The sequence below is a fragment of the Actinomadura logoneensis genome, assembly GCF_003428695.1.
Lineage (GTDB): Bacteria > Actinomycetota > Actinomycetes > Streptosporangiales > Streptosporangiaceae > Spirillospora > Spirillospora logoneensis.
Map to the genome: position 1 here is coordinate 1 of NZ_QURH01000968.1, position 8,738 is coordinate 8,738.

The 8,738-nt window shown below is 75.5% G+C and carries 9 protein-coding genes and 1 pseudogene; 5 read left to right on the forward strand and 5 right to left on the reverse strand.

The genetic code is table 11. The annotated features are described in order from the left end of the window. A partial coding sequence (locus DZF91_RS32805) for a PucR family transcriptional regulator (RefSeq protein WP_147341502.1) occupies positions 1 to 474 on the forward strand: 474 nt, incomplete at its 5' end. A gap of 281 nt (positions 475 to 755) precedes the next feature. Continuing rightward, positions 756 to 1,538 carry a class I SAM-dependent methyltransferase gene (locus DZF91_RS32810; RefSeq protein ID WP_199487057.1) on the forward strand — a complete coding sequence of 261 codons (783 nt, stop codon included), beginning with the start codon at positions 756 to 758 and terminating at the stop codon, positions 1,536 to 1,538. A gap of 36 nt (positions 1,539 to 1,574) precedes the next feature. On the opposite strand, the gene DZF91_RS32815 is transcribed toward DZF91_RS32810, so the two are convergent. Further along, positions 1,575 to 3,098 carry an MFS transporter gene (locus DZF91_RS32815; protein WP_235834742.1) on the reverse strand — a complete coding sequence of 508 codons (1,524 nt, stop codon included), beginning with the start codon at positions 3,096 to 3,098 and terminating at the stop codon, positions 1,575 to 1,577. A 118-nt stretch (positions 3,099 to 3,216) separates the two neighbouring features. Here DZF91_RS32815 and DZF91_RS32820 point away from each other — a divergent pair, with 118 nt between their 5' ends. Continuing rightward, positions 3,217 to 3,825, forward strand: a complete 609-nt coding sequence (locus DZF91_RS32820; protein ID WP_117360935.1) for a TetR/AcrR family transcriptional regulator — start codon at positions 3,217 to 3,219, stop codon at positions 3,823 to 3,825. 152 nt (positions 3,826 to 3,977) lie between these two features. Beyond that, positions 3,978 to 4,466, forward strand: coding sequence for a hypothetical protein (locus DZF91_RS32825; protein WP_147341503.1), 489 nt, complete (start codon positions 3,978 to 3,980; stop codon positions 4,464 to 4,466). A gap of 99 nt (positions 4,467 to 4,565) precedes the next feature. Here the strand turns inward: DZF91_RS32825 and DZF91_RS32830 are convergent, their stop codons facing one another. The 3 genes from DZF91_RS32830 to DZF91_RS32840 form a co-directional block, all read right to left on the reverse strand. After that, entirely contained in the window at positions 4,566 to 5,213 is a 648-nt protein-coding gene (locus tag DZF91_RS32830; RefSeq protein WP_117360937.1) for a class I SAM-dependent methyltransferase, read from the reverse strand. A 97-nt stretch (positions 5,214 to 5,310) separates the two neighbouring features. After that, entirely contained in the window at positions 5,311 to 6,366 is a 1,056-nt protein-coding gene (gene selD / locus DZF91_RS32835) for a selenide, water dikinase SelD (protein ID WP_117360938.1), read from the reverse strand. Positions 6,367 to 6,541: 175 nt separating this feature from the next. After that, positions 6,542 to 7,534, reverse strand: coding sequence for an aldo/keto reductase (locus tag DZF91_RS32840; RefSeq protein WP_117360939.1), 993 nt, complete (start codon positions 7,532 to 7,534; stop codon positions 6,542 to 6,544). A gap of 128 nt (positions 7,535 to 7,662) precedes the next feature. Between DZF91_RS32840 and DZF91_RS32845 the strand changes: the two genes are divergently transcribed. Beyond that, entirely contained in the window at positions 7,663 to 8,271 is a 609-nt protein-coding gene (locus tag DZF91_RS32845; RefSeq protein ID WP_117360940.1) for a TetR/AcrR family transcriptional regulator, read from the forward strand. Positions 8,272 to 8,340: 69 nt separating this feature from the next. Here the strand turns inward: DZF91_RS32845 and DZF91_RS40690 are convergent. Further along, a pseudogene (locus tag DZF91_RS40690) lies at positions 8,341 to 8,738 on the reverse strand (RNA polymerase subunit sigma-24); the annotation flags it as partial.

Below are 8,738 nucleotides of genomic sequence, written 5' to 3' on the forward strand. Positions count from 1 at the left end.
CTCGTCGCGCGGATCGCGGACCGGGCGGGCACGGCCGTCCACGCCGGTGTCGCGGCCGCCGGAGCCGCCGCGGTCGCCGAGGCCGCGGCCCAGTCGGCGGACATCCTGGAGATCGTCCGGATCACCGGCCGGGAGCCGGGCGCCTACCGGATCACCGACGTGCTGCTGGACTACCAGCTCTCGCGTCCGGGCCCGGCGCGCACGCATCTGGCGGGCCTGCTGGGCGTCCTGGACGGCCATCCGGTCCTGCTGGAGACGCTGCGCGCGTACGTGGCCAGCGGTTTCAGCAGGCGGCGGGCCGCGCCGCTGCTGCACGTCCATCCGAACACCGTGGACTACCGGCTGCGGCGCGTGGCCGTCCTGACCGGCCTCGACCCCACCTGCCCGGGCGACCTGCCCCAGCTGCGGGCCGCGCTGGTCGCCCACGACTTCACGCCGTCCCGGCCCGCCCCGGGACGGGCGTGGCGGCGGTGAGAACCACGGTCGGGAGGTACGAGGCCGGCGTTGGCATCCCGGCCCGGCGTCCCGGCCTGGCATTCGGGTAGGTACTGAAGGGCGGGATGCGGGTGCTCGTGACAATGCTCCGCGCCTGGTGAACCGGTGTTCACGCTCGCCCGGGGAGCGCTCCTCAGGTGTCCTGGCGGCGGCTGCCCCCCTTCCGCCGCCGCGTCGGCGTAACGACATCACCATCACTGCCGGGCCGTCGGACCAGAGCAGTTCCGGTGAGCGCTCGCGCACCGGGTGGGGGAGGTGCTTTGACCGGGTCAGCGCTGGTCGCCGAGTTCGACGACGTCGCCGAATGGACCGCCGACGCCGTCGAGCAGCTCGGTCCCGCCTACGCGGTCCCGGCCGCCTGCCGGGGCAGCGCGAACCCCGCCGCGCTGACCTGGCTCGCCGAGGTCTGCGGGCTGGGCCCCGGGACCACGCTGCTGGACGTCGGGGCGGGCGTCGGCGGGCCGTCCGCATGGGCCGCCGAGCGGTTCGGCGTCCGGCCGGTCCTGCTGGAGCCCATGCCGGCGGCGTGCCGGGCCGCCGCGCGGCTGTTCGGACTGCCGGTCCTCACGGCGGACGGCGCCCGCATCCCGCTACGCGCGGAGTCGGTCGACGCCGCCTGGTGCATCGGGGTCCTGGACACCGTCCGCGACAAGGCCGCCGTGCTCGGCGAGATCCACCGCGTCCTGCGGCCCGGCGGGTCGCTGGGCCTGCTCGTGGTCGTGGCGCAGGGACGGCAGCTCCTGCCGCCGCCCGAGGGGAACCGCTTCCCCACCCGGCGGGAGCTCACCCGCCTGCTCACCGCGGCGGGGTTCCGGACCGCCGGGCACCTCGACCGGCCCGGCGGGCCGCCGCCGTCATGGCGGCGCCGCGCCGAGCGGGTCGAGGCGCTCGTCGCGGCCCGGCACCAATCCGACCCGGCCCTCGCCCTGGCCGCCCGGCAGGCCGAGCGGTTCACCCGGTTGTTCACCGCCGGGCAGATCGCGATCCGGCTCGTCCACGCCGTGCGCCGACCGTGCGCCTCCCCGCGCGACGACGCCCGCTGACGCCGCCGGGGGGCGAAAGTGGACGGGGCTCGTGCCTCAGTGGGCGTGCGGGCCGCCGGTCATCTGCGGCTTCCCGGGCGGGACGAGCCACAGGGACAGGACGGCGGCCACCCCGGCGACGATGGCGAACACGGTGTAGGCGCGGGTGAATCCGGACACGGACGGCACGTCCGCGATGCCGAAGGCGGCGATCGTGGACGCCAGCGCCACGCCGACGGCGGCGCCCAGCTCGTGGAAGGTGTTGACCACGCCGGAGGCCAGACCGGCCTCGGCGGGCGCGACGTGCGCGAGGGCCGAGGTCGTGGCGGTGACGAAAACCGGACCCACTCCGGCCGCGGCGATGGTGAGTCCGGGCAGGAGCCGCAGGGCGACGCCGCCGCTCTCCGGCAGGACCGTCAGCAGCCCGGTGCCCACGGCGACGAGGGCGAGGCCGCCGAACGCGACCGGGCGGGTGCCGACCGTCCCGACCAGGCGCGCGGCGAGGTGGGCCCCGACGCCGGTGGCGAACGCGGCGGGCAGGAACAGCAGGCCCGTCCGGAGCGCCCCGAGGCCGCGCAGGTGCTGCAGGTAGAGCGAGCCCAGGAAGAACATCGAGATCAGCAGGCCGGACGCGACGAGCATCAGCAGGGACCCGGCGACGACCGGGCGGCGCGCCAGCATGCGGACGTTCACGAGCGGGTTGCGGACCGTCCGCTCGACAACGGCGAAGGCCCCGTAGAGCAGGGCCGCGGCGGCGAGCGGCAGCAGCGTGCCGGGGGCCGTCCATCCGGCGTCGCCCGCGTGGACCATGCCGTAGATGAACGAGCCGGTGGCCGCCGTGACGGTCAGCGCGCCCAGCGGGTCCAGTGCGCGGGAGGCCGCACCCGGCTCCGTGGCGTGGGAGGCCGCGTGGCGTGGCGCGGGCAGCGTGCGGGGCAGGGCGGCGAGCAGCGCCAGCCCGACCGGGACGTTCACGAAGAACACCCAGCGCCAGCCGGGTCCGGCGGTGAGCGCGCCGCCGAGCAGGACCCCGGCGGCGAACCCGATCCCGCCCAGGGACGCCCAGACCCCGAGGGCCCTGTTGCGTTCACCGCCGTGGAAGCCGGTCGTGACGGCGGCCAGCGCCGCCGGGGACAGCAGCGCCGCCCCGATCCCCTGCGCGACGCGTCCGCCCAGCAGCAGCGCGGCGTTCTGGGCGAGCCCGGTCGCGAGCGAGGCGAACGTGAACACGGCGAGGCCGGTCAGCAGGACGCGGCGCCTCCCGAACGCGTCGGCGAGCCGTCCGCCGAGGGTCATCAGGCCGCCGAAGAACAGCGTGTAGGCGGTGACCGCCCAGGTCAGGGCCGTCCGTCCCAGGTGCAGGTCCGCGCCGACGTCGGGCAGCGCGACGTTGATGACCGTGACGTCCAGGACCAGCATGAACTGGGCGGCGCTCAGCAGCGCCAACGCCCGCCAGCGGCGCGGGTCGGGAGCCGCACCGGGCGGCGCGTCCCCATGCCGCCCGGCGGGGTGCGGGTGCGGCGAGTGCTCGGGATCGGGGTCGGGGGAATGTGCCGGATGCGAGGCGTGGGGGTGAGCCACCGGGCTCCTCCTCAGAAAGGGGACGGACAATAAACCGAACAGTGCTGTTCGACTTAACGTACTCCCCTCCGGCGCTAAGTCCAACATCGTTGTTCGACTTACCGGTAGGCTGGGCACCATGCCGAGTGCGGGACCCACGCGCCGCCGCGCGGACGCCGAACGCAACACCGCCGCGATCCTGGACGCCGCGGCCGAGCTGCTCGCCCGCGCGCCGGACGTCGGCGTCGGCGACATCGCCAAGGCCGCGGGCGTCGGGCGCGTCACCGTGTACGCGCACTTCCCGTCCCGCGAGGACCTCGTCCGGGCCGTCCTCGCGCGGGCCATCGAGGAGAGCATGGCGGCGATCGCCGGGGCCGCCTCCTCCGACGGCCCGGCGGAGGAGGCGTTCTCCCGGCTGGTCCGGGACGGCTGGCCGGTCCTCAGCCGGTACGGCCGGCTGCACGAGGCGGCGGTACGGGCGCTCCCCGCAGAGGAGGTCCGGGAGCACCACGACCGTCCGCTGGAGGCCGTCCGGGCGCTGGTCGAGCGCGGCCGGGCGGACGGCGCGTTCCGCACCGACCTGGACACCGACTGGCTGGTCACGACCGTCTACGCGCTCCTGCACGCCGCCGCCGACGAGGTGGCGGCGGGCAAGCTCGACCGGGGCCGGGCGGCGGGCGTCCTGCGGACGACGCTGCTGTCGGTCCTGCGCCCCGCGCCGTCCGGGACCGGTCCGGAATCCGCCTGAGCCGCGCGGCTGCCGCAGGACCTCCGCGCGCCGCCCGAAAAGGTAACGCCAGCACCACCGCCGGACGGCACCGGAGGCTACCGACAGCGCCGACCGTTCCCCCGATGCTGGGAGCACAGGTCGCGCGGAGGCGAGGGTCGGGGATGACGGTCATGGAGTGGGGACTCACGGAGAGCACGGTCGGCGGACCGGACGGCGGCCGAGACGCCGGGCCGGACGGTGGGCTGGACGGTGGACTGAATGGCGGGCTGGACGGTCTCGCCGCCGACCACTACCGGGTGTGCCTGGCGCGGGGCATCCACGGCCGCGCCGCGCTGGAGGTCTACGTGCACGACGGCCTCTACGACGTGGCCGTCGCGGACGGCCTTCTCCGGGCGCTGCTGCGCGGCGCCGTCCAGGGCCGCGGGTGGGCGCTCGCCTGGGGCGAGCTTCCCCCGGGCGGCGCGGCGGTGCGGGTGTCGTTCACCGGCCGGCGCCTGGAGGTGCCCGCCGAGGTCACGCTGGTCGGGAAGCGTTTCTGGGTCGCCGAGGCCGAGGCGCGGGCGCGGTCGGTGGTGGTGACCACGCCGTCCGAACGGGTCGCGGCACGCCTCAGGACCGTCCGCCGGAGAACGGATCGGGTCAGGCGGGCAGGCCGCTGAGCCGGATGGCTCGGCACCCGGGCGGAGGCTCACTCCAACAGACGGCGTCTAACACACCGGGCAGGAGAGCAATGCCCGCCCGGTAAGCCTTGCGAGGTGTCAGGCGGGGCTTCGGGCCACGCCCAGCACCTGCGGCGCGGCGGGGAAGGAGAGACCGGTGTCGGCGCCGTCCAGGCGGTCGAGTCGTTCGATCTCGAAACCGGCCTCGCGCAGGGCGGCGACCGTGTCGCGGCCGACGCGGCAGCCGCCGACGAAGCGCGGCCACACGGTCGCGTCGAGGACCTTCTGCACGCGCCGCCGACCGGCCGTCGCGGCGCGGACGTGCTCGAAGAACCGCAGCTCGCCGCCCGGCCGCAGCACGCGCCGCAGCTCGGCGAGCGCCGCCGCCTGGTCGGGAACGCTGCACAGCACCAGCGACGTCACGGCCGCGTCGAACGACGCGTCCGCCGCGGGAAGCCTCTCCGCGGTGCCCGCCACGATCTCGACCTGCGGAGACGCGCGCCGGGCGGCGTCCTCGGCGGCCTCGCGCAGGCGCGGCTCCGGTTCCACCGCGAGGACGCGCGCGACCTCGGCCGGGTAGTAGGGAAACGTCGATCCGGTCCCGGCGCCGACCTCGATGACCTCGCCCCGCAGTCCCCGGAGCAGGTCCGCGCGCGTCGGCGCGAGCCGCTGGTCGAGAAGCGGGATCATCCGGGCATAGCACCGGGCGAACAGCGGATGCCCGCCGCGCCCCTCCGCGTTCGCCATCCCGGACTCCTTTCGGGACGCTCGCACGCGCCCCTCCACTGGGCTTCCTCCCCGCTCCGCCCAGGCCGCATCCCCCGAGCGCAGCGACCGGAGGCGCCTAGACGACCGTGATCCGGCCCGCCTCGCCCTCGGTCACGTGGCCGACGAGCGCGGCGGGCTGCCCGCGTTCGCGCAGGTCGGCGATGAGCGGACCGGGGTCGTCCGGGACGGCGAGGAGGAGCCCGCCGGACGTCTGGGCGTCGTGCAGCAGCACCGCGAGCTCACGCGGCACCCCCGGCTCGACGGTGACGAAGGCGGACAGGTGGGCCATGTTGGCCCGGGTGCCACCCGGGACGAGACCGGCGGCGGCCAGGTCGAGCGCGCCCGGCAGCAGCGGGACGGCCTCGGCCCGGACCTCGGCGGCGAGACCGCTCGCGCGCAGCATCCGGTGCAGGTGGCCGAGCAGCCCGAACCCGGTCACGTCCGTCGCTGCCCGGACCCCGGCGGCGAGCGCCGCCTCGGACGCGTCCGCGTTGAGCGCGGTCATCGACGCGACCGCGGCGGCGACCGTCTCGGGGTCGGCCGCGTCCCGCTTGAGCCCGGTCGAGACCACGCCGGTCCCGAGGGCCTTGGTCAGGACCAGGCGGCAGCCGGCGGTCGCCCGGTCGATCGCGAGGAGACGGCCGGGGTGCGCGAGCCCGACGACCGCCATCCCGTACTTGGGCACGGGGTCGCTGACGGTGTGGCCGCCGACGACCGCGCAGCCCGCGGCGGACGCCGTGTCCGCGCCGCCGCGCATCACCTCGGCCAGCGTCCGGACGGGCAGGTCGTCGCCGGGCCAGGCGGCGAGGTTCACCGCCATCAGCGGGCGCCCACCCATCGCGTACACGTCGGAGAGGGCGTTGGCGGCGGCGATCCGCCCCCAGTCGTAGGGGTCGTCCACGATCGGGGTGAAGAAGTCGGTGGTGAGGACGAGGGCGCGCTCGTCGTCCAGCCGCAGGACGGCCGCGTCGTCCCCCTCGGCCGCGCCGACCAGCAGGTCACCGGACGCGGGCGGGAGGACGGGGCCGAGCGAGGCGAACAGGCCCTCCAGCCGGGCCAGGGGGAGCTTGCAGGCGCATCCCGCGCCCGGGGACAGCGAAGTGAGCCTGACCTGCGCGGCGGGCGCGCCCATACGACCTCCCGGCGATCGTGGCGTTCCGTGATCTCTGGAGTCGTGCACGACGGACGCTACCAACCGCGCGGCGGCCCCGGAAGGCGCGGCGGCGCGACCGTCCGGCCGCCCGGCCGCCCGGCCGCCCAGTGTCAGGCCGGTACCGGCCTGACGCGACTTCCGGGGTGCGGCGTGCTCACCAGGCGTAGGCCTCGGGGGCGGGCTTGGCGCCGTTCGGTCCGGGCGCGGGGAACAGCTCGTCCAGCCTCGCGAGCGTGGCGGCGTCGAGGGTGATGTCGAACGCGCGCAGGGAGCCCTCCAGCTGCCCGACCGTCCGGGGGCCGATGATCGGGCCGGTCACGCCGTCCTGCGCGAGCAGCCACGCGAGCCCGACGTGCGCCGGGTCCTCGCCCAGGTCGGCGCACAGCTTCTCGTACGCCTCCAGCGCGTCGCGGTTCTGGTCCAGTCCCTCCGCCCAGTGGCCCCTGCCGCTGCGCGCGGCCGTGCCCTCGCGCTGCTTGCGCAGCACGCCGCTGAGCAGGCCGCCGTGCAGCGGGGACCACGGGATCACGCCCACCCCGTAGTGCCGCGCCGCCGGCAGCACCTCCAGCTCCGCCCAGCGCGACATCAGGTTGTAGATCGACTGCTCGCTGACCAGGCCGAGGAAGTGCCGCGCCCGGGCCGCCTCCTGCGCCTGCGCGATGTTCCAGCCGGCGAAGTTGGACGATCCGAAGTACAGCACCTTGCCCTGCTGGCGCAGGACGCCGAACGCCTCCCAGATCTCCTCCCACGGAGTGCTCCGGTCGATGTGGTGCATCTGGTACAGGTCGATGTGGTCGGTCCCCAGCCGCCTCAGCGACTCCTCGACGGCACGCCGGATGTGCAGCGCGGACAGGCCGCTGTCGTTCGGCCCCTCCCCCATCGGCAGGTACACCTTGGTGGCGAGGACGGTCCTCTCGCGCCGCCCGCTCCCCTGGGCGAACCACCGTCCGATGATCTGCTCGGTGACGCCCTCGCCGAGCGCGCGGCCGTAGACGTTCGCGGTGTCGAAGAAGGTGACGCCGTGCTCGTGCGCGGCGTCCATGATCCGGTGGCTGTCCTCCTCGGACGCCTCCGTGCCGAAGTTCATGGTGCCGAGGACGAGCCGGGACACCGACAGGCCGCTGCGGCCGAGACGCGTGTACTCCATCTGCTTCCAACCTTCTCTCAGGACGGCGTGGTCGCCAGTCGCATCAACTGCGACGCGATGAAGCTACAACTTGCAACATCGATGTTGCAAGTACGGATTCAACAGTGACTCCGCCGTATACTTTCCGCATGACGACTCAGCGGCAGGCGCTCTCCACGAAGGCCGGCCGTCCGCTCCGCGCGGACGCCGAGCGGACGGTGCGGACGATCCTGGAGGCGGCCGAGCGCACGCTCTCCCGCGATCCGGGCGCGACGATGGAGCAGATCGCCGAGGCCGCGGGGGTGGCCCGCACCACCGTGCACCGCCGGTTCGCCACCCGCGAGGCGCTGATCGACGCGCTCGCCCGATGGGCCACCCGGCTGTTCGCCGAGGCCGTGGACGCCGCGCGCCCCGACACCGCGCCCCCGCTGGTCGCGCTCTACCAGACGACCGTGAACGTCCTCGACATGAAGGTCTCCTGGGGGTTCGCGATGAGCCGGGCGGTCGCGTCCGGCCCGGAGGTGGAGCGCGTGCACGCCGAGATCGCCGAGACGTGCGAGCGGCTGCTGCGCCGCGCCCGCGAGGCGGGCCTCCTGCGCCGCGACGTGGACATCCGCTGGGCCCGCCGCGCCTACTACGGCCTCATCCACCAGGCCGACCTGCACCGCACCGAGGACGACGACAGCGCCACCCTGGCGTCGCTCGTCGTCGACACCCTCCTGCACGGCACCGGCACCCCGGACGCCGACCGCCTCTGACCGCTCCCGGCGTCCGGGCCGGACGGCCCGGACGGTCCGTTCGCCGGGCACGGCCGGAGGGCGGGTGGGTCAGTCCGCCGTCCAGGGGCGGAGCTTCTCCGGGTTGCGGACGCACCAGATGCGGCTGACCAGGCCGTCCTCGAACTCGAAGGCGAACACCCCCGCGATGCCGCCCGCGTACCGCGCCACCAGGCCCGGACGGGCGTTGACCATCTCCTCCGAGACCGTCATCCCGGGCGCCCGGGAGATGATGTCGACCATGTGGCGGGCGATCCGCTCGGCGCCCTCGACCGGCTCCGGCATGGCGGCGACGACGCCCCCGCCGTCGCCGACCGCGACCGCGTCGGGGGCGAGGACGGCGACGAACGCTCCGATGTCGTTGGCCGCCCACGCCCGTCTGAGCTCCCGGACGACGCGGCGGCGCTCCGCCTCCGGCGCCGCGGGGGTCCGCGCCTCGTCCAGCCGGC